General features: G+C 32.9%; 23 protein-coding genes. 8 read left to right on the top strand and 15 right to left on the bottom strand.

The features are described 5' to 3' along the window. Nucleotide 1: 1 nt before the first annotated feature. The 8 genes from I4U58_RS00500 to I4U58_RS00465 form a co-directional block, all read right to left on the bottom strand. Complete coding sequence (locus I4U58_RS00500) at nucleotides 2–1,687, bottom strand: ABC transporter ATP-binding protein (RefSeq protein WP_243269517.1); 1,686 nt, start codon at nucleotides 1,685–1,687, stop codon at nucleotides 2–4. A 251-nt stretch (nucleotides 1,688–1,938) separates the two neighbouring features. Beyond that, complete coding sequence (locus I4U58_RS00495; protein ID WP_195928872.1) at nucleotides 1,939–2,193, bottom strand: PqqD family protein; 255 nt, start codon at nucleotides 2,191–2,193, stop codon at nucleotides 1,939–1,941. A 12-nt stretch (nucleotides 2,194–2,205) separates the two neighbouring features. Beyond that, entirely contained in the window at nucleotides 2,206–3,318 is a 1,113-nt protein-coding gene (locus tag I4U58_RS00490; RefSeq protein WP_195928870.1) for a radical SAM protein, read from the bottom strand. Between the two features lie 17 nt (nucleotides 3,319–3,335). After that, nucleotides 3,336–4,187 carry a hypothetical protein gene (locus I4U58_RS00485; RefSeq protein ID WP_195928868.1) on the bottom strand — a complete coding sequence of 284 codons (852 nt, stop codon included), beginning with the start codon at nucleotides 4,185–4,187 and terminating at the stop codon, nucleotides 3,336–3,338. 89 nt (nucleotides 4,188–4,276) lie between these two features. Next, on the bottom strand, nucleotides 4,277–4,561 hold the full coding sequence (locus tag I4U58_RS00480; RefSeq protein ID WP_195928867.1) for a hypothetical protein: 285 nt from the start codon (nucleotides 4,559–4,561) through the stop codon (nucleotides 4,277–4,279). A 41-nt stretch (nucleotides 4,562–4,602) separates the two neighbouring features. Beyond that, nucleotides 4,603–8,817 (bottom strand): VWA domain-containing protein, encoded by a 4,215-nt coding sequence (locus I4U58_RS00475; RefSeq protein WP_195928865.1) that lies wholly within the window; start codon nucleotides 8,815–8,817, stop codon nucleotides 4,603–4,605. 175 nt (nucleotides 8,818–8,992) lie between these two features. Continuing rightward, complete coding sequence (locus I4U58_RS00470) at nucleotides 8,993–9,856, bottom strand: hypothetical protein (RefSeq protein ID WP_195928863.1); 864 nt, start codon at nucleotides 9,854–9,856, stop codon at nucleotides 8,993–8,995. Between the two features lie 340 nt (nucleotides 9,857–10,196). Then, on the bottom strand, nucleotides 10,197–10,466 hold the full coding sequence (locus I4U58_RS00465; protein WP_195928861.1) for a Mor transcription activator family protein: 270 nt from the start codon (nucleotides 10,464–10,466) through the stop codon (nucleotides 10,197–10,199). Nucleotides 10,467–10,679: 213 nt separating this feature from the next. Here I4U58_RS00465 and I4U58_RS00460 point away from each other — a divergent pair, with 213 nt between their 5' ends. From I4U58_RS00460 to I4U58_RS00425, 8 genes are all read left to right on the top strand, one after another. After that, nucleotides 10,680–10,907, top strand: a complete 228-nt coding sequence (locus I4U58_RS00460) for a DUF2922 domain-containing protein (RefSeq protein ID WP_195928859.1) — start codon at nucleotides 10,680–10,682, stop codon at nucleotides 10,905–10,907. A 78-nt stretch (nucleotides 10,908–10,985) separates the two neighbouring features. After that, nucleotides 10,986–11,207, top strand: a complete 222-nt coding sequence (locus tag I4U58_RS00455) for a DUF1659 domain-containing protein (RefSeq protein ID WP_195928857.1) — start codon at nucleotides 10,986–10,988, stop codon at nucleotides 11,205–11,207. A gap of 85 nt (nucleotides 11,208–11,292) precedes the next feature. Continuing rightward, nucleotides 11,293–11,520, top strand: coding sequence for a DUF2922 domain-containing protein (locus tag I4U58_RS00450; RefSeq protein WP_195928855.1), 228 nt, complete (start codon nucleotides 11,293–11,295; stop codon nucleotides 11,518–11,520). 21 nt (nucleotides 11,521–11,541) lie between these two features. Then, nucleotides 11,542–11,694: a YvrJ family protein gene (locus I4U58_RS00445; protein ID WP_195928853.1), complete on the top strand. Its 153-nt coding sequence runs from the start codon at nucleotides 11,542–11,544 to the stop codon at nucleotides 11,692–11,694. Between the two features lie 94 nt (nucleotides 11,695–11,788). Further along, on the top strand, nucleotides 11,789–12,736 hold the full coding sequence (locus I4U58_RS00440; RefSeq protein WP_195928851.1) for a hypothetical protein: 948 nt from the start codon (nucleotides 11,789–11,791) through the stop codon (nucleotides 12,734–12,736). A 45-nt stretch (nucleotides 12,737–12,781) separates the two neighbouring features. Then, nucleotides 12,782–14,092, top strand: a complete 1,311-nt coding sequence (locus tag I4U58_RS00435; protein ID WP_195928849.1) for a DnaB-like helicase N-terminal domain-containing protein — start codon at nucleotides 12,782–12,784, stop codon at nucleotides 14,090–14,092. A gap of 28 nt (nucleotides 14,093–14,120) precedes the next feature. After that, the gene (locus I4U58_RS00430) at nucleotides 14,121–14,726 is read left to right on the top strand and encodes a single-stranded DNA-binding protein (protein WP_195928847.1); all 606 of its coding nucleotides are present in this window, start codon (nucleotides 14,121–14,123) and stop codon (nucleotides 14,724–14,726) included. A gap of 91 nt (nucleotides 14,727–14,817) precedes the next feature. Then, on the top strand, nucleotides 14,818–15,594 hold the full coding sequence (locus tag I4U58_RS00425) for an N-acetylmuramoyl-L-alanine amidase (protein WP_195928845.1): 777 nt from the start codon (nucleotides 14,818–14,820) through the stop codon (nucleotides 15,592–15,594). A 264-nt stretch (nucleotides 15,595–15,858) separates the two neighbouring features. Here I4U58_RS00425 and I4U58_RS00420 read toward each other — a convergent pair whose 3' ends face one another. From I4U58_RS00420 to I4U58_RS00390, 7 genes are all read right to left on the bottom strand, one after another. Further along, on the bottom strand, nucleotides 15,859–16,578 hold the full coding sequence (locus I4U58_RS00420; RefSeq protein WP_195928843.1) for a HEPN domain-containing protein: 720 nt from the start codon (nucleotides 16,576–16,578) through the stop codon (nucleotides 15,859–15,861). Then, entirely contained in the window at nucleotides 16,575–17,747 is a 1,173-nt protein-coding gene (locus I4U58_RS00415) for an ATP-binding protein (protein ID WP_195928841.1), read from the bottom strand. Before I4U58_RS00415 ends, I4U58_RS00420 begins: the two co-directional genes overlap by 4 nt. Nucleotides 17,748–17,760: 13 nt before the next feature. Continuing rightward, on the bottom strand, nucleotides 17,761–18,057 hold the full coding sequence (locus tag I4U58_RS00410) for a hypothetical protein (protein ID WP_195928839.1): 297 nt from the start codon (nucleotides 18,055–18,057) through the stop codon (nucleotides 17,761–17,763). Nucleotides 18,058–18,254: 197 nt separating this feature from the next. Further along, nucleotides 18,255–18,647 (bottom strand): helix-turn-helix domain-containing protein, encoded by a 393-nt coding sequence (locus I4U58_RS00405; RefSeq protein ID WP_195928837.1) that lies wholly within the window; start codon nucleotides 18,645–18,647, stop codon nucleotides 18,255–18,257. Nucleotides 18,648–19,095: 448 nt separating this feature from the next. Beyond that, nucleotides 19,096–19,386, bottom strand: coding sequence for a hypothetical protein (locus I4U58_RS00400; RefSeq protein WP_195928835.1), 291 nt, complete (start codon nucleotides 19,384–19,386; stop codon nucleotides 19,096–19,098). 152 nt (nucleotides 19,387–19,538) lie between these two features. Then, the gene (locus I4U58_RS00395) at nucleotides 19,539–20,555 is read right to left on the bottom strand and encodes a DUF4238 domain-containing protein (RefSeq protein WP_195928833.1); all 1,017 of its coding nucleotides are present in this window, start codon (nucleotides 20,553–20,555) and stop codon (nucleotides 19,539–19,541) included. A gap of 74 nt (nucleotides 20,556–20,629) precedes the next feature. Beyond that, nucleotides 20,630–21,217, bottom strand: a complete 588-nt coding sequence (locus tag I4U58_RS00390) for a hypothetical protein (protein WP_195928831.1) — start codon at nucleotides 21,215–21,217, stop codon at nucleotides 20,630–20,632. Nucleotides 21,218–21,551 lie beyond the last annotated feature (334 nt).

The raw sequence follows: 21,551 nt of genomic DNA, 5'->3' as shown, positions 1-21,551 counted from the left end.
TCTAAAAATCCTTTATAAGCCTATTTACTTCTCTTTCATCAATATCGCTGACATCTCCATTATCTATTCTATAAACTCTGTCACACATTGTTAGTACGCTCGGGCGGTGGGTTGTAACGATGCAAGTTCTTTCATATTCACTATTCATTATATTGCGAAGGACTTGTCTTTCTGTAAATACGTCTAATGCAGAAGTCGCCTCGTCTAGTAAAAGTATCGGTGATTTTCTTAAAAGCGCCCTTGCAATGGAGATACGTTGTGCTTGTCCTTCTGAAAATCTGCCACCCCTCTCACCTACTTTGGAGTTTATACCTTTTGGAAGTTTTTTTACAAAGTCATATGCACAAGCTGTTTTTAAGGCTTCTATAATTTCTTCATCTGTTGCATTTGGTTTTACCATGCGCATATTGTCTGCTATTGTTCCAGAAAAAATCGTATTTCCCTGTGGAACATAAGAGAAAAATCGCCTTGTAGATGCTGAAATTTTGCATTTTATACCGTTTATATCTTTTATAAATGCACCTCCAGATTTAGTATTAATAAGCCCCAAAAGAAGTCTCACCATTGTAGTTTTACCTTCACCAGAAGGACCAACAAGAGCCACAATCTCGCCTGGATTTGCCACTACATTTGCATTTTTAAATACAGTTTTAGTGTTATTGTAACTAAAATTAACATCCTCAAGCTCGATACTAAGCCCCTTGCCTTGTGTGTTGTTTTGTATTAATCTCACCTTTTCGTCGTCTAGCTTTGTCTCGTTTTTAATTTTGAAAAACTCCATAATCCTGCCAGCAGACGTCGTCGCGCTTATTGCAGACGGAACAAGGCTCACAAGCGATTTGAATGATGACGATAATTGGCTCGATAATTGGACAAACAAAGTCATTGTCCCAAACGTGATGTGACCTGTCCAAAGGCGGTAAACACCCCACCCAAAACAAGCATAAGCCACAAACATCCCCACAACCGACATAAAAGACGATGTATAGACAGAAAATTTATTGTAATCCAAGTAGACATCTTTATAATTTTGTTGCACATTTCTCAGCCTCTTGCTGAAAAACTCCACCAAATCAAACGCCTTGACCGATTGTATATTTTGAAAAGACTCCTCATTAAAAGACATAACCTCACTCGAAACTTCTCTCATCCTCTTGTTATAATCCCTCATCTTTTTCATCAAAGTCTTTGACACAATCACCATCACAGGCGCACTACCAAGCGCAATCACCGCCATCGTCGGATCATAATAAAGAATTATCGCAAGAATCCCCAAAAACTGAACCCCACGCGTAATCAAACTCGGTATCCAGCTCAAAATACTAGACGCCACCGTGTTCACATCGCCATTTAGACGATTTAGCAAATCACCACTGTGAAACTCCTTCATAGATATCCAGTCAGCCACGAGGATTTTGTCATATACCTCAGCTTGAATTTCATTATTTACTTTTATATTAATTTTTGCTGAAATCATAGTTGTCACAGCATTAATCCCGATACTAAAAAGCCCCATAGATACTATAAAAATCGCAATCAAGGCGATGTTGCCCGTATCCTGCCCTGTAACAGCATCGATTAAATACTTCGACCCGACACTCGACGCCAGCCCCATCAGCGTCGTCATTATCCCCAGACATATGTAAAATACAATTTGAAATTTGTATTTTTTCGCATAGGTGTACATCCATTTTGTCTCTTCGTACATTTCCTGTAGCATTCCATCTTTGATTTTTTTTATGAGTTTTTTTATAAATTCCATTTGATTCCCCCGTTATTTTTTTTGTATATAGATATTTTAGCACTTTTTGGTGGACGTGGAGGGGTATTTGTAAATATATAGGTTGTATTGATGTTTTGATCTGTTTTTTCCATCAATATATGTGTATATGAAGTTCTTTTTATTAAAAAAGCGGGCACTTTCATGCCCGCTTCTATTTATATTATATCTGCATCTTTTAAAGTTTGTAAAAATTCATCCAAATCAGCATTTGCTACTTCCCTTTCCACTTCGTATTCGTCTAAAATCTTTTGTAATAAATCTTCTTCATCCTTAGATGATTCAATATTATCCCAAATAAATGAAGCCATATTATTTAGTGTTATCAGACCATTAAATTCATTCTGACCGATTGGTACTAGTATACAATCGCCCATTATTTCCCTTTTTACAAATTTTTTCTTTAAAATCATTTGATTATCCCCCTATTTTATAATTTTCATTAACCCTTCATATTCACACTCTGTCATTTTACATATATATTCCGGCTTCTTACCATAATCCCCTGTTTCTGTATAAGTTGATGCTGGACACACATGACATATAGGTTTAAATTTACATGTAGTACATGGTTCTGGCAAAAATATTTCTTTTGTTTTTTCAACTACTTCTTGCCATGCATTTTTAAAACCTAAGTCAAATGGATATGATTTTGGGTGATTCATCATTCCACAAGCAGTCATTTCACCCTTCCAGTTGATCCAAAACGAACATTTTCCAGCCCTGCAAGATATCGGTAATCTTCCATCTCTTTTAGGTTGATTTTTCATTTTTTCTACTTCTCTATTTATTATATTAGCTTTTTGCAAGTACCCTTCTTCACTAAGTTTCAACTGTTCTCCATATAATTCATAATTAGCTGCCTCTTTAGCAGACATCCTATCTCCCATTCCAAACTTATCTTCAAATTTTCTAGCTGGTGGAAATATATAACTAGTTGTATGTACTTCTATATCATTTTCTTTTGCAAATCTATATATCTCTTCTATATCATTTTTATTATACTCTGTTAATGTCATATTAACCCTTAGTGGTATATTAGCTTCCTTTAACAATTTAACTGCATTTTTAGCTTGATCAAATCCATTAGGATTGTTACATAACCTATTATACGTTTCATTTGATGCCCCATATATAGTTAAGTTTATCTTTGCAGGTGGGTTTTGTTTTAACCATTCCACTGTATCTTCATCAATCATTGTTCCATTTGAATTTATTTTTATTATAAATCCCATTTTACATAATTCTTCATATAATACCCTAAAATCTTTTAATAAAAAAGGCTCTCCACCTGTAATTAAAAGAAATAACATTCCTTCCTCTTTACATTGCCTTGCTAATTCTAACCATTCATCTAAAGTTTTTTCTTTATAACCACTATCTTCTATTTCTTGTTTTGTCATTCTAACATAACACATCTTACAATTTAAATTGCATCTTGGTGTTAATTCAAACGTACCACTTAGAGGTATATTTTTTAAACAAGCTTTTCTATATAAGTATTCAGTAATTTGTGGTTGTTTTGCTTTATTTTTCATAAATTTTATCCCCCAACTTAAGTTCCTTCTATATAATCTTTTAATACTTTAACAGCATCTTCATCTGGTAAACACGTAAATTCTATTATTTTAACAGAATTTATTAAGTCTAATACTATATCTGATACTTTATTAAAAAATTCTTGATCCCAAATATTTATAGTAACTTCACTTATTATTTTTTTATAAGACTCACTTTTTGAAATCTCTCTAATATTATTATAATTACCTTGTTTTAAATATACTATAATTCTAATAGGATATTTTTCATTTTCGCATATTTTTGAAGAACCACAAAATGGAATTCCCATTGCAAAATATTTGCCATCAATTTTTTTGATAAGTGTTTTATCACCATTAATTATCTTTGTATTTAATACTTTATTCCATAAGCCAGCTTGAGTAGACTTTCCTGTACCTGAAGGAGCAGTAAAAAGTACACTTTTATTTTCAAACATCACATTTGATGAATGTAAAATTATACCTTTATTTTTTAAAAATACATCTTCCATAACCAATAATTCTAATAATTGTTTTGTGCTATAAAAAGCTTTTTCTTTTCCTTTATATATATTGCATATATACTCACTACTATCTCTTCTAATTTCTACACAAGCATAATCTCCAAATAAATCATTTGTACCATATATCCTAAATATTTTTTCACCATAATCATATATTCTAATATTACCATTTTTATAAATTAATTTTTCTTCATCTAATCTATATGGCTCTGATATTCTAATTTTATAAATAACTCCTTTTTCCACATTATTATCGCATCTAAATTTTTCCATTATGCTATATTTGTTCAATCTTATCTCCGAATCAATAGTTATAAATATATCTCCTATTTTATAGAAACCCATTTATTTACTCCTCCATGTACCTTTTATGAAAAATATGGCCATACCAAAAGGTATGACCATATCTTAGTTTTTATATACTAAATAAAATTCTATGAAGTAAAGAAGTTATTATTTTCTGGACCATGATAACATATACCGTTATAGCTACCCAATTGATCCATATATCCTCCAGTGCATGCAGCATTTCCTGAATTAAATAAATAACCTACTCCTGCAGGCATTCCTTCATCATCAGTAATATCAACTTCAAACCATGAATGGCAAACTGAACCATCTGCGTAATTTACTTTTTGTTCACACGGACTAGTCGCTAATAAATCTGTTATATTATAATCTTCCACAAGTATTTGTGGTTTCTCGTATTCTTTTTTCACGTTGTTTTTCCCCTCCTTTACCAAAATTTATTTTAAATCATTTATTTTTTAAATAAATTTTTAAAGAAATTAACAACTTTATTTATCACACTTGTATTATTATTTGTTGTATCATTATTTGGTTTATCTGTTGTGTCACTGTTTGATTTATCATCTGATGTATTATCCTTATTGTTATCATCAACTTCTACACCATTTCTACTCAATGTCATATTTGATATATATTTTGCATCATTTTGATTAACTACTAATTGTGGAGAAATTGCTGGTTCACTTTCAAATGTAAATTTAATTTTTGTTAAAGAAACTATCGCGTCATTATCACCAGTATTTGTAATTACCACATAAGCTTCATTGTTATCATCAAATACAATTTTATTTGTTACATCATAATACATTGATGTAGCTGTATTTAATACTATTGGATCTCCAGATGAATCTTTGCTAGAACCTACAGTCACTTCACCGGCTTCACCATTAGGAGTTTTTAATCCTATTTTTATAGCTGCTGGTTGAGAAGATCTTAATTTAAATCCTATAGAGTTACCTTTTTTAAGGTATACTTCATTATTAGGACCAAGATCTTTATAAGTAGTAGGATTTGTTATATTTCCTTCAGTATCAACATATACTATACCATTAGCATCTGTACCACCAGTTAAACTATTCTTGTCTAATAATAAGTTTCTTATTTCATAAACAACTTGATTTGCTTCGTTGTCTTCTTTATATTTATTATTAGCCTCTGTAGCATCTGTGCCATTTGGATCTATTGGATTAAATATACGTACACCATCTATATATACTGTACTGCTATGATTCATACCATCTTGGTCAGTTGTTCCAGTTACAGTAATAATAACTTTATATTGTCCATAAGATAATCCATCAACAGATATTACAGGTATTTGATATAATACACCATCTTGTTCTTCATAAACAGTATTACATGGTATATTTCTAACTAATGTATTAGATTTTAAATCATACACCTTAACAGTCATCATTCCTGTATTATTATCAGTTCTACCTATTATTTCAAAACCGGTACCTTTAAATGTAAACTTCGCACTTGCTGGTGTTCCTTTTTCGGCAGTTACTACGTGTGCAGAACCATAACTAAATGTAGTGTCGTTTGCATATGAAGAATCTTGACCATAAGTAGTATTTATACCTTGTTCAGCATCTTGTTCCTCTTTACCATCTGTTGTTCCATTAGTTACTTTTTCCCATGCCTTACCATTGTAGACTATTCCATTAGTAGTTTTATCCTTATTTGTAGTTCCACTAGAGAAGTTATCTTCATAATAAACAGATGTTGCTGGTATTACACTTATTGATGAATATTTATAGAAATCTTCTTCTTTTCCATCTTGACCAGTAGTTTTACCTGTAACTTCATAATAGAATTTATCTATTCCATCCATATATTTAGATAATGTATAAGTTACATCGCCATTATTATTTTTCTTTTCAAGTTTTCCATAATCATCAGTTGCTTCATTAGTAAACTTATTATTAGGTGTAGTAGAAACTCCTGAATTTAAGTTAACACCTAATGCAGTTCCTTCTTGCTCAACAACACCATTCAATGTAATATCCTTTAATCCATCATTATCTAATACATTAAATGTAACTGGTTTACCATAGTCAAGAACTATTGTATCTGGAGTTAAATCAGTAGTAGTCATTACACCAAATGCAACAGATGATGTTGTATATGGTGAAGTTCCCGTTACTTGAGTACTCTTATCATTTTCTGAATATGTTCTAACTACATTTTCTGTGCCTACTTTATCTATTTTATAGAAAGCATCTTTATTGTGAAGAACATATCCCTTAGGTATATTATCTGTAGCTTTTATATTTAAATTTGAACCTTTTGCTAACGGTCTTGTTTCATTAGATAATGTAACTCTATATTCCCAAGGAACTACTGTTCCTGCTGAATTTATAGGTTGTCCATTTTCATTAACTAAATAATATTCAATTTTAACATTTGCACTCTTCCATGGTAATGATGGTACCTCAAAGTCTTTATGCCATGGCTTATCATTTATATTAGTATAATTTAGAATCGCAGATTCATTAGTATCGTAGTTTCCAGCTCCTCTAGTTCCTTCCATCGAATTTTCTAAGTATATTGGATAACTTAATACTATTTCATCTTGAGTTATATCACCTATATCCCAAGTAAATGTTTCTGTACTTAAATCATAAGTAAAATTTTTAGCCTTAATTTTATTGTTTTCTATAATATTACTCTTGTCTGGTAATTTATCAGAAGTTGCAGTCTTACCATCATTACTAAATGTAACTGTTTCTATATTGGTTGGATTTCCTGTTCTATTACCTTCTGAGTCAACTTTATAGCTTGATACTTTTATCGTTGTATCAAAATCTTCTGGGAATGCTGCATTTTTTACACCTGAAGGGTATTGTTTACCCATTTGTAAATTAAATTCAGGACCCATTTTATCTGTTACAACCGCGTTAGTACCGGCTTTTTTGATAGCTGTTCCTATTTTTTCAAATGCATCTGTTAATTCACCTGCACTTTGAACAGAATAGAAAGTTTCTGATGATGTTGCCATATAATCTCTTAATATTTCTTCCATTTGAGATTTAGTAAATCCACTATAATCAGCCAATCCAAATCCAACTGTATACATAGTTGCTGGAAGATTTTTGACTTGTGTAGAGTATTTATGTTTGTTTAAAAAAGCACCTGCACTTTTTAACTCATTATATGTTGCATCATGATTATATCCATCACTGTTAGTAGGTTTGTTCACATCATTATATCCATTTTGAGGTGCCCCATCACTAAAAAACAATACTGCTTGCTCTCTATTATAACCACTTTGGTTTCTAGCACTATTTAAAATATTAGATGCTTCTATTACACCAGCATCATAATTGGTATCTCCTGAACTTACTGTATTACTCAAACCTTCTATAGCCTTTATAAGTTCAGCCTCATTATCACTTAATGCCACTAAACGTGTTGCATTAGCATTAAAAGTAACTATTGCAATACGATTGTTGGAAAAACTTCCATCCGCATTATCTTCTAATACTTTTTCTATAAATTTAATAGATGCTTCTTTTGCAACTTGAGTTCTAGTCTTACCATTAGATACTGTTTTATTCATACTAGCTGATCTATCAAATACTAATACAGCATCTACGCCTTTTTTAGTTGGAACACCTTTTACTCCAAGCTCTAATCTAGCAAGGCCTGTATTTTCGAAATTTTCCTTTGTTGCCTCAGTAACTTGTTTATTAACTTTTACTGAACCTTGATTAGGATATTGAGCATCATCATCTATACTTGGATCAACTGGAGTTACAGTTGAGTTAGTTACTGTAATATAATAATTAAAAGTTTTTCCTTCATATGTAACTTTTATTTCTGGTGTACCTGCAGCCTCACTAGTAAATCCAGTAATTTGAACATCTTCATCACTTAAATCTACTTCTTTTAAAAGATTTCCACTTTCATCCTTTACTGTTATTTTACCCCCGTTTAAATTTTGGCTTTGACCTACTCTATAAGTTAATTTAGTTGGTTTAGTTAATGTATAAGTTACTTTTTTAGTTTGTTGTGATATTTGTTTATATATTGTTAAATTACCTGCTGAAGGAGGTTGTTGTCCATTTCTACTTGCCATAAATTTACTATTATAATTTAAATAATAGTAAGAATAATCTATATAATAATCAACTTTATTATATATAGAAAATTTGTCATCCCTATTCGCTACATATAATGTATTATCTGAACTGCCAATATCAATATCTCTCGAACTAAATGATAAATTCTGATTAGATGCTTTATTTGTTATCTTAACTTCGCTAGTGGTATTATTAGATGTTACTGTTTTATTAAAACTCCATAACATACTACTATCAACATTAGTAATGTTATAATATCCATCTTTAGCATCTGTTATAGTTACACTCGTACCATTATCACTACTATTACCTTTATTATTTAATGCTACTGAAGTACCACCATTTTCATAAACAATTAAATAATCGGATTGTGTATCTATACTATTTACTTTTTGATACTTAGCTTCAGTAATTTCCCCTTCTGCAGTTAAATTCTCTGCTGCATTAGCTGTTACTTTGCCCGATTTTATATTTCCACCTTCATCAGCAAAGGATACAAAAGCATTAGCAGGTATCATAACAATCGTCATAACAAGTGCAACAAGAATACTTACTGTTCTTTTAAAAATCTTGTCCATTTTTTGTCCCCCTTTCATTTTGTTAATTTACCTTAAATACGGCTAAGAATTTATCTTTTCCCCCCTTTTTTTATCAAAATAATTTAAGATAAATTAAACAAATTTATATAAATATCTTATATAAATATTAAATTACAATTTATATCTAAATATGTAATTAATAATATTTAACTCCCTAAAAAGCATCCACCATCAATATCTCACTAGAATTCTTAGAAAAATGGCTTGTCTTTTCCTCAACACTCGCACCGGCTTTAACATTTTCAAATTTAACCCTATATGTAATACCGCCTAAATAAGCTCCCCCTTCTTGGAAGTATTTATAGTAAACATATACAGTTCCCAAATCCTTGCCTGATACGTTTTTAATACCTATTACTCCGTCTTCTTGCTTTGTAATTTGTACCTTGTCTTTCATAAGTGACATATTGTCTAGTTTTGCTTGTATTGAATCAACATATTTGTACTTGTCATCTTTGTTAAATTCGATTTTTCCTGTAGACTCCATAACTAAAGTTGATGTTTTTGGTGGTAAATTTGTAACTTTGAATACTGCATTTTTGTTTCCGTTTACTTTGATGTTAATTTCTCCATATTGAACTACTTTGTTTGAATTGTTTTTTACTAATAATGATAATACATTTGCTACAGGTTTATCGCTTCCATCTTCAATAAATTGGCCAGTGTATTGACCTATATTTTCTACTACTAAGTCTGTTTTTTCTACTTTATATGGTAGTGTAAGTCCTCCTACTTTTTTTTGATTTTGATAGTCAAACCCTGCTATTTTATCTACATCTAAAGAGTCTTTTGTAGGTTTTTTAACTTCCTTTACTTCTACCTTTGCCTCATCATTTGCTAGTTTCTTTATATCTTCGTCTGTTAGTGTTTTCATCTCTTCATCTGATAAATTATAATCTTCCTTTACTTTGTTTCTAGCCTCTTCCTTTTTGCTTTTATTAATATAAAAACCTGCTACGACTGCAACTATACATATAACTACTATTATTACACCTATTACACCCTTTTTTTTATTCATCAAAATATCCCCTTTCACTCTTATTAAGAGCTGAATTTATATTTTAAAACCTCAATATGAAAAAATTCGATAAATTTATACAAATTCCTTTTAATAAAATAAATTTAATATCTTTAATATAGGAAACGTACCATTATTTACCTAAATACTAATAATTCTTATTATTCCTCTTTATTTTTATATTATATATCTTTTTTGGTACTTTTTTCCATAAATTTAATATTTTTTATTATTAAATAGAATATTTTTAAATTTAGTACTTTAGACAAGTATTGTTCTATCCATTTTTGTAAGTTTTATCATAAATGAATAGAACAATAAAGACCTTTAAATTATCCACCTACTTCTTCATCTTCTTCACAATCTTCCTAATCGTACTCTCGCAAAGGCCAAACTTTCTCACCAACTTAATATATCCAACCCCCTTTTTATACTCCTCAAATATCATCTTATTTCGCTCTTCCTTTGTAAAATAAATATCCACAGGTATGTAGACATTAGTTCCGCCATATTCAGCGACAACTTCTCTGTATGCTTTGTCGCCGACTATTTCATAAAAGCGTTGCAAGTCTTCTGGAACGTATATTCTTTGTTCATCTTTTTTATCCATTTTACTTCCCCCTTATATGTTATTTTCTTATAAGTTTATACTCAAACTCGGAAATAATATATGTTAATCACTTCCCTACTTTATATTTTTGGAAAGTTTTTTGTAACTTTATAATGTAACATTACACAAGCGCCTTACATTAACACTTGCGCCCCCATCTATATTACTATTTTAGTAAGAAAAGCGATAATTTTAGATTTTGGAGGTGATGAAATGGTTGAAAACAACAAACTTGTGATGACTTTTAAAAACAGAATTGGAAAAAATGTCACGCTGAGTATCGACGACCCAAGGGACGATTTGACAGAGGAGCAGATCAAGGCTGCGATGGAGCTTATAATTGAAAAGAATATTTTCAAGAAAAACAACCACACGCTTGTGGAGGCAGTCGATGCACAGATTATTAATTCACAAACAGACGATTACGACTTAATTCTTTAGATCTTTGCAACTAATTAATTTTTTAAAAATGTAACTAGGAGATTTTTTCTCTTAAATAATATAAAAGGAGGCAAAATTATGGCAGTTATAGCAACTAAAAATTTATCATCATTAAAGTTATATCTTGACAAAGGTTTGGACCAAAACTCTAAACAAATAAAAGGTACAAAAACTTTCGGCTTTGTCGATCCCGCTGCTACTAACCAAAACGTGTTGGACGTTGCAAACGCAATCGCTTCTCTCCAAAAACACGAAGTCTACAACATTGTTAGGTTAGACAACAGCACATTATCTGAATAACGAAACATTGTTTCAAAAGGAAGTAAACTAAGGCTGGGGACTTTACCATATCTTTCCCCAGCCCAAATATGAAAGGAGACTTATTATGGATGAAAACAAAAAACTCGTAATGATATTTAGAAATTCAGCCGGTAAAAATGTGACTATATCTATTGATGACCCGAAAGACGACCTGACTGAAGAACAAATCAAAACTGCGATGGAGTTAATCGTAGAAAAGAATGTTTTCAAGAAAAACGACTACGCTTTAGTTGAAGCTGTTGAGGCTCAAATTGTTACTACTCAAACAACTGATTACGACTTAGTTTTATAAAATTTTTAGCTCGGTGGTAATATGGAGATTATTGAAACATTGATTGCGAACGTCGGATTTCCGGTGGCTGTGTCGATTTATCTTTTGATAAGGCTCGAGGCCAAGCTGGAAACCTTAACAAGTAGTATAAATGAGCTTTCAACTAATATCATCAGTTTAAAAGAGTCAAAATAAGCTATCAAACGGGCGCTTACTTCCCCGAGTGCCTGTGCCTCCCCTGCTCTTGTGGGGGAGGTCTATTTATATAAATTTTTAGGAGAGTGAAATTATGAAGTATACTATTATGGGCTTTTCCCAAAAGGCCGCGTGCGAATTTAATCTAGATTTGATAGATCTTGTTATATTAAGATGGTTTGTCGATTTTAAGGACTCTGGCAATATGCGCTGTGCTATTGTTGATGAGGAAAAATATTATTGGGTCTTTTACGAAAAGATTGTGGAAGATATCTGCATTATGTCTATCGGAAAAAGCGCCGTCTATAAAAGGCTGAAAAAAATGTGCGACTCACAAATTTTAAAGAAAAAACTTCTTCATTATGGCGGAAATTATTCTTATTACGCTTTGGGCGAAAATTATGTCCATCTAATCCGTTTCCAAACTGATAAGAAAAATGCAACCTCAGCCCAAAACTCAATCGATTCAATTCCCGACCCTAATGATTTTAACTACAGTCTCAATGATATAAATCACGCAATCGATAATTTTAATCCCGAAGATAGTGATTTAGATAATGAAGGTAATGATTTTAATCACGACCCTATTGACATGGATAAACACATCGTCGATTTCAGTCAATACCCCCTAGATAAAAATCCAAACGTCATAGATTTTAGTCACAACCCCCTTGACAAAATGCCTTATCCCCATGATGAAAATGACGAACAGATAATTGATCAATTAAATAAATCAAATAAATTAAAAACATTCGATGAATCTAGTGCCGAGTTTTTACTTGCTCAGCTTTTGTTCAAGCTGATCAAGAAAAACAATCACAACTTCAAAACTCCAGACCTTAAAAACTGGATAAGTGCATTTGAGCTTATTTTACATGAGGACAATCGAGATTTCAGGGAGGTTACGGAGCTTATCAAGTGGATTTATCTCGATGATGAATTTTGGTCAAGTTTGGTGCTTAGTCCGTGGGATTTGAGAAAACAATACGACGAGATTCTCGCTCGCAAAAACTACGAAAACGGCAATTTTACTAGGATATAAGCTCTGCAATATTATGTTTTAAATTTGAAATAAGGGGGAGATTTTATGGGACTTTACAATATTGAGGCCGAACAAAATATTCTCGGCGCAATTTTAATCGAGCCTGAGAGCATAACTCATGGCAACGACGTCAACTTTTGTGCCGACGACTTCTTCGTCCCAAAACACACAATAATATACAAATGTATGAAAAAGCTGTCCGACTCCAACAGCCAAATCGACCCGATAACCTTGGGCAACGAGCTTAAAAAAGAAGGTATGCTTGAAAAAATCGGCGGTATGTCATATTTGGCAGATTTGATGACAATCGTCGCATCCACCGACAACATCATCTTCTATATGAAAATTGTCAAGGAGTACGCCGTAAAACGCAGCATCAAAGAACTTCTTTCACAAACGACAAAAACTATCCAGACTATGGAGAGTTCCGAGCTTATAAAAGTGTCTGATGATTTGAAGTCGACGATTTTGGACAATGGCGACATCGAAAATCTCTTTATCGATGCATCCACAATTTCGCTCCAAAACCAAAACACAGGCGCCATCCAGACTGGGTTTATGAGTCTCGATTCGGCGACTGGAAGTGGGCTAAATTACGGAACTTTGTCGATTTTGACAGGTAATCCCGGCTCCGGAAAGAGTACTTTTTTAAATCAAGTCTTGGCAAATGCGCTAAGCCTCGGGTTTAATTCCTTTCTCTACTCCGGCGAGCTGACTTACCAGATGATGATCGAGTGGTTTTGTCGAACTGTTGCAAATCCAGAACATCTTGGCTCTTACACAAACAGCTTTGGCAAATACACCAAAGTCACACAAGAAGGGATTGATTTAATCAGAAACTGGACAAAAGAGCGACTTTTTATATATTCAAAAGACGCCAGAGCCGACGAAATAAATTTGGCGAATGTTATCGAATATCTCGCCATAAGAAAAGACGTAAAATTTTTTATCCTCGACAACTTGATGACTCTAGAATGTAGCGGTTCGGACAAATACGAAAAACAAATAATCGCCGTCAAAGCATTGAAAAACCTAGCTAAAAAATACGACCTCGTCATAATCCTAGTCGCCCATTCAAACAAAAGCTCGCTTATGAACAGAGAATCACACGTGTTTGAAATATCAGGTGCCAGCGAAATCCCAAACTTAGCCGACTACGTATTCAAAGCATACCGCGATACCGAAAAGTCAGTAACCTACATAGACATACTAAAAAACAGAATTACCGGCATAGTAAAACACAAACTCTCACTATCATTCGACAACAGCCGCAAGCGATTTTACACCCAAGGCGAATACGAACTTAAAAAAGACTTTGGATATACCCCTGTCTGGACACAAGACAGCTTTTGCTAAAATTTATATACCTTAAGGAGGTTTAATTATGAATTCAGTTACTTTAATCGGAAGACTTACAGCCGACCCGGACCTTAGATTTATCAACACAGGCACTGCAATCTCAAAATTCACAATAGCAATCGACCGCAGCTACAGAAAAGATAACCAAGCCGTAACCGACTTTATCCCTGTTGAAATTTGGGGCAAAAAGGCGGAATACTGCGCAACTTATATCGAAAAAGGTTGCCTCGTTGCAATCAGCGGCAGTCTCCACATCGACCGCTTCATCGACTCAACAGGCAACAACAGAAACTACGCCAAAGTCGTAGCAAATTCTATTATGAAACTCAATACGCCTAATAAGAATAATGGTGGCAACGAAATAAATAGTAGCGAAACTGCTGTCACAAATAGTGGTGGTGATATAACTGATAGCGAGACTACTGTTGCAAATACTAATATCGGTGGAACTGATAGCGAAATTGGCAATCAATCTAATAGTCAATCTACTAGCAGCGATGTCACAAATAGTCAGACTTCATCAAGCACTAATTCTGGCACTACCTCTAATAATCCAACTAATAATTCAGAACTAAGCGACGACCCGACTTCTAACTTGACAGCTTGTACTGATGATGATCTTCCATTTTAAATAATTAATTTATCATTTTAACTCAATAATCCTCTGCTATTTTAGCAAAGGATTTATCGTTAATTATCTACAATTTTAAAGGAGGAATACCATGTTAAACAAGCCAACTGTCATTGAAAAATGGCAGAAGAAAAACAAATTCGGCAGACCGGGCACTCCCCTAACTGCCAAGAAAATCGCCATTCACTACACTGGCAAAGCTGATGTAGAGGGCCTAAAAACTGTTTCATATTTCAACAATGTCGTGGCAAATGGCTACAAAGTCAATGGCAAGTACATCTACGCCTCATCGCATTACGTTATCGACCTCGATGGCACAATTTATCAACTTATTCCGACAAACGAAATATGTTATGCGACAAATAGTGCAAACTCGTACGCAATCGCAATCGAAGTTGCCACAACAGGTTCAGACAATCACTACACAGATGCAACCTACAAAAGCATGGTCCATCTATGCGCGTGGCTCTGTCAATATAAAGGGCTAAATTGTAAAACAGACATCATCACTCACACCGACGTCGTCGGCAAATCATACAAACTTTGCCCAATATATATGGTCAAAAATCCAGACAAAATGGTGCAATTTAAGTTAGATTGTTGGAATTTGAAAGCTGGCAAAATAAATGTCGACGATATAATAAACTGCACAGCTCCTACACCAATCCCAAAATTAATAAAAATCATCCAAGATGTAAACTACCACAAGACCCCTGACTTCAAATCATCCAGCGTCGTCGGAGTCGCAAAAACTGGCGAAGTCTTCACAGTCGACTCCCTAATAAAACGAAGCGACACAAATATGTATAAGCTGAAATCAGGATACTTCATCACAGCAAGTACGAAATATGTAAAAAAATATCGTTAAAATCGTCACAAGATGTTTTCTATAAAATACAAACCCCACCCCAGTTGCTATAATAAGTAAACAAGGTTCTACAACAAGTAACCATGCCCCCATAATAAGTAACTTAGGTGGGATTTTAATTTTTTATAAAGTTATTCATCACAAACTTGTTAAATAGAATAACAATGCTCTAATATTTCTTACTTAAACCTTAAACTCGCACAATCATACTCAACCATTTGATGTCCAATGGTTGAACACGATTATGCAATTAATACACCAACACTATCTCTTCACGACGTCATGCTCCAGCATCAATTCATAAACGACATCAACAATTTCCTTCGCATCCTCGATAAACTCCCTCACCGTATTAATATGAATCGGCTTTTTCTCGGCATTTTCGTGAAACATATCAAACTGGTGGGCGATGCAGTTTCGTCTTTCGCAGAGGCGGTTCATCCTTTCTTTCAGCTTGATTACTCTTTCCTTTCTCTCGATTTCCTCGCCGTAGATTTTGTTCGCAATTTGGTACATATGCAGCCCGATCATGTTCATCGCCTTTTCAATCGAGTCGTAAGAAATCAGCGAAATCTTGCTGTATTCGTAGTTGATAAACTCGATAAACCAGGAGTCGTCCTTCTCTCCTTTTAACACGCCCAAAATCGTCCCAAGCTTGATGTTTAGATTTTTATAAGGTTTTGTCTCTTGCCATATTTCGTCATACATCTGCATTATGCCGAATTGAGTAATTTCGTGAAAATAAAAGTCGAGCGAGCCACCTAAAAACACAATTTGGGAGCGCAGGATATAGTCTATTTTCTCCCTATCCTTGCTTTCCAACAAGTCAATCGTCTTAAACTGCTCCTCGATGTCTGAGATGCTATCCTCAAAATGCTTTTTAATCTCATCTAAGCTAAACTTCACAACTTCAGGTTGGATTTTATCCCTTGTCCCCGACTTCCTTTGGGTTAAATTTAAATTTCGCTGCTTACCAGACTTCATCTCACAACACCGCCATTGTTTTTAAAAATAGGAACAGCTCCATACCTTCCCATAACATACCCCTTGGCGATATTTTCATCTGCTCTAATATTTTTAATCTCAACAAGGGAATACAACTCAGTCGCCCTATCTTTTCCCAGCTGTGCAAACCAAATCTGGTCATTTCTAAACAAATTCAAGCTAAGCAGACTTATATCGTGGCTTGTGAAAATAAGCTGGGCAGAGTTGTTCGGAAGATGGGTGTTGAATAAGTTGATAATTTTATAAGAGACATTTCGGTGAAGGTTTAACTCGATTTCGTCCACAATCATCACCTTCCCATTTACAAAACTCTGCACCATAGGGAGCACGAGGTCAAACAATTTGTTGATTCCCGTCGACTCCTCATAGGCCAAATCAGTTTCAAACTCATCGTAAACCACTTTCACCCTTGGCCCCTCGTCCCCATCTTCAACTCTAATATCCTTTATATCGCTGTCCAACTCGTTAAAAACAGAGATGATCAACTTCCTCATCTCCTCATTTTCCATCATGGCCCTAATGCAGTTTTCCCTTTCGCTTTTTACCTCCATATTATGTATGACAAGATGTAACTTAAAAAACAAAAATGCATCACTTATCTCACAAATGCCACTTTTATTTCCAATACAAGACAACAACAGCCTATTATCGCCAAGCTCGTCTTTAGTTATCTCCAACAACACCTTATTTTCCTCAAATTTTTCACCGAGACAGACTTCTCCTTCCTCTCTCTCAAAAACTTTCACAATTTCTTCGCGCTCACGCGCAAAATAATATAAATACTCCTCACTCACCAAATTGTTTCTTAACACAAATCCATAAGCATATCTAACATTGCCCATTATAAATTGTATATTAAATTCGCTTTTTTCATCCTGAGATGCCATCTTGTGACGAGGTTGTTTCAACACCTCCCCAGCCTTTTTCTCACAACTTTTAAGCACCAAATCCCTCACAAATCCAATCGCCTTAAAAAGGTTGCTCTTTCCCGAACCATTTGGCCCATAAATCACAGACGTATGCAAAACCCTAAAATCGCCAAACTTCCTTAAAAATTCCTCGTTTTTGCTATCATCCGTCGCAATAGCCGAAAAAGTGACCTTTTCCTTAATCGACTTAAAATTGCTGCAGGAAAACTCAAGTAACATGACTTATGCCTCCTTATTCATAATCATCATCAAAATCGTCATATTCAAAATCATCAGCATCCTCATCATACTCATTTGGATATAACAAATCCTTCATATCGTCGAGTTCCTCACGCAACTCAATAAGCTCGTCCTTAGAATATTGTCGAAGTTCCTCATCATATTGGTTAAAATCCTCAACAAGCCCCTGAATAATCCCCTCCCTCGTCTCCCAAATCTCCTCCAACTCTTCCTCAGAATAATCCATAAGTTCCTCCTCATCTTGCTCACAATAATCTAAAAGCTCTTGTATCATTTCTTCCTTAGTCATAACAATCCTTCCTTTCAACATAATCAAATTTGCACTTTTAATTTATAATTTCCTTAAAATTTCAAAATTTATAATTGCATATCTTTCTCATATTTTGCATAGGTTTTATATATTTATGCACACGTTTCAAAATAAAAATAGCAAGAAACTTTTCAGCTCCTTGCTATCGATTATTTATTCGTAATTATTTAACTTTATTATTCATCCTCATTTATCAACAATATTATTTCTATTGATGAATCTCTCTTATCCTTATTCTTAGCCTCTTCACGCTTTTTCTTTAAAATTTGATCGACTCTCCTTCTATTAAGATTAAAAAGTTCGCCAATCTGTTTTGAAGTCATTCCGTTATCACGAGATTTTACAATTTCTGCATCTCTAAGATACTTATAAACTGTCTTCTTGCTTGGAACATATACATAATAAGAACCATAATTTTCGATAAGCAAAAGTATATTCTTCACAGTATTTTCACTTATAATATAGACATTTCTTTCTTTTATTTCATCCAGGAAAGCATCATACTTAATTGTCGAAAGTAGATTTCTCTTGCAAAGTATCTCTGCAATTATATTTGTTATATTTTGCATAAGTTACCTCCTTTAAACATCACTTATTTTGCACTTCACAACCACATTAGTTATCAAAATTCCTTACTCTCACCAAATTATTTAAGATTATATAGCTTTTTATCTACCCTTCTTTCTAATAAAAAATATATCACTTAAAATACTCATAAACAAATTATTTTAAATAAAAGCGGCCACCTTCAGTAATATAATAGTACCACAATTTATTGGAATTTTCATTATTTTCCGTCAATTTTTTTAATACTTTCGTACGACATATTCCTATTAATATCTATAATAATTGATAGTCTTATATAAAATAATACATAAATTGATATATGTTTATAAAACTAAAAACTTACTTTGTATATTGTTTGATTTCTAATTAAAATACCCCATCATAGCCCCTATTTCGACAGTGCATTTCATGACGCAAAAAAGGCCAGAACTTCTATTCCAGCCTTTTATCTTACTCCCAACCGTGCCATGGAGCAATTTCGTCTTTATATCTTTGTACTAATTCCTTACTTCCCACAATCATAGGTTCCAAATCCACTTGACAGCAATTATCCGTATAACTTATGACAACATCAGTAACTTCATACTCGTAAATATTAAACTCGCCGTATAAACTGTCGCTTATAAAATCCCCTTTGTGAGGTATGACATCACTCTCGATTGTTTTGACAATATTCGCAAATTCATCTATTTCTTTGCTTCTTTCGTTTACTAATATTCCTTGTGATAATGTTATTTTCATGGAATGCCTCCTTGTTTGTTTTCAGACTACATTCTAAAGTTCTACATTAAAGGAGTTTTTTCCTTTTTTTTGTGGTATTTTTTTGATTATATAGGAGACAACATAAAAAGACCTCATATACTACTTTCCAAGGCCTTCTGAACTATATATATTTATTCATTATCGTCCAATTTCGTAATATACTCTTTCGTTAAAAACTCTGGATGGGCTTTTAAAGTTCGTTTTATAAATTTATCACTATCATCACTAAAGTAAATCTCATTTATACTATAAGCTATTTGAAGAGTATTATAATATTCAGCTTGTTTTATATTATTCATTTCTCTAAATCTTCTATCTTCAGGCTTCATATCATCAGGATATATATCTATACCATGTTTTGATTGCATTACTTCATATGCTTTTTCACTATAAATAACAAGTATTGCAGACTTTGTTATTGGAAAAACATATTCAACCGAATCAGCATTCAAATAGTTGCATTGGACTCCCATTTTAGATGTGTGTGGTTGTATTATAAATGGATTATCTGATGTATAAAGATCAATATCTGTATTATTTATATATATTACCCATTTATGCTTCAAAAGTACATCCCTAACTATATTTATTCTTTTGCTGTCAATTAAACATTTAATTTGTTCTAACTTAGCTGCATTCTCGCTAATCTTAATCCCTACTACCTTTTCACAAAATGCTGTAAATGAATTCGGTAAGTACTTTCCTCTAAAAAATTGAATTGCTAAATAATATGAAAATTCTTTTTTATCGTCTTCTGATAAGCACATACAATTCTTAAGACACCAACTATTATTTTTTGCTCTATCTATTGAAGAAATTAATTTATCCAAAAATTTTTTGTAAGCCCCCTCTACCATATCCCCTAAAAACTTTTCTACTAAGTGTTTATCTCTTACACTTTTTGGTGTGGCATCATTTCCAAAAACCTTATGAAATTCTGTCTTCTTTTCTTCAGAACAACTTTCATATATGGCTTCCAAATCAAAGTCATAAAAATAATTTTCTGCTGCAACATTCATAAATTGTTGATTTTTTCTAAATTTATTTCTAGATTTATCATACACATTTATTCTGTCTTGCTTTTTATTAATTGCAAATCCTTTTAAATATAAACGTGGTACATAATGTTGTTTTTTATATTTTGACATATTATCATCCTTTCTTTTCTTTGATTTTGTTAAAAAAACTCCCAGGAGCATCCCCCTGGGAGTACCAAATAAAATTACTCTATTCTATTTTCAAATACATAAACATTTTGATGCATCCAAAAATCATCACCTTTCTCATACCAATAAACTGTAGCTATATATGCCTTCTCACCATTAATATATTGAGGTTCTTTACTTATAGAAATATATGATTCATGATTTTTTTCATAATTCTTTGATGAATCATATATAGGTGTATCCAAGTCTTTCTCTGCTTTTACTATAGCCTCATATATTGTAAAAGCCTCTGCTTCATTTTTATACTCATTAGCCTTCTCCTTAACAACATCATCATCAGTTGTAATAGAATTAACCTTGTCTAACTTCTCAATTTCCCCAGAATAAACATTATCTTCCTTTGCCTTTTTCGCATCCAACAACAACTCCAACTGCTCAATTAACTTCTCAGCCTCTGTATCCCCTTCTTTATACTCCAGAGCGGACCTAAAATCATCAATTGCCTCGTAATACTCCTCTTCTATTACACTTGACTTGCCATTTGCCATAGCCTCCTCATACAACTGATTTGACTTGTCATTACTACAAGCAGATAATATGGTAGATAATGCCAACATAGATCCGATTAATAATTGTTTTTTCATATAAATCACTCCTTTTTGATTTTATAAACTTTTAATTTTAGAATTGATACTTAGAAACTAACTATATTTGATTATACTTTTAACCCATAATCCCTCGCCCCCCTTTCATAGAGCAAATAAAAAAAGTTACTATGTTACATTTTGGGTTAATCCTTCAAATGTGATAGTAACTTTGGGCTGATAATGTATTTTTAATTGTTATTTTGAAAATTTTTATTGTGTGATGTTAATTTAGATAAGCTTTTCCAATAAGTTGTTTTGAAATTATTAATTTTAGATATGATTATGTACTTTTACTGGTGATTTTTTAAATTTTTCTTTCCATATATATTAT

This window comes from Clostridium sp. 1001270J_160509_D11, assembly GCF_015667935.1.
GTDB lineage: Bacteria > Bacillota > Clostridia > Peptostreptococcales > Peptostreptococcaceae > Intestinibacter.
Note: the sequence above shows the minus strand (reverse complement) of the source record. Positions and strands in the feature narration are given on the sequence as shown.